Source organism: Pseudomonas sp. SDT291_1_S447 (assembly GCF_054070155.1).
In genome coordinates, this window is record NZ_JBSVXS010000501.1 from 1 (window position 1) to 208 (window position 208).

Genomic DNA, 208 nt, shown 5'->3' on the forward strand with positions numbered 1-208 from the left:
GGTCTTGCCCATGCGTCCGGAGCGTTTGGTCTCGAATTCGCGCTTGGGAATATCCGCGAACTCAGGCATGGCGCGTACTTTCTCGCCAACGATTTTCGCGGTGCGCTGGGCGCCATACGGGGTCCAGTGTTGGTCACCACGGAAGTAGAAGTCGTGGGCCGGCAACTCGTCCGGCAACTGCTCATTGGTCAACGGCGAAAGGTCCGGC

1 protein-coding gene is annotated in these 208 nt (G+C 61.1%); it reads right to left on the reverse strand.

All coding sequences use genetic code 11. From position 1 onward, the window contains the following. Positions 1-208, reverse strand: a 208-nt coding sequence (locus ACW9IR_RS30545; RefSeq protein ID WP_457466347.1) for an alginate O-acetyltransferase AlgX-related protein, incomplete at both ends; no start/stop codon positions are given.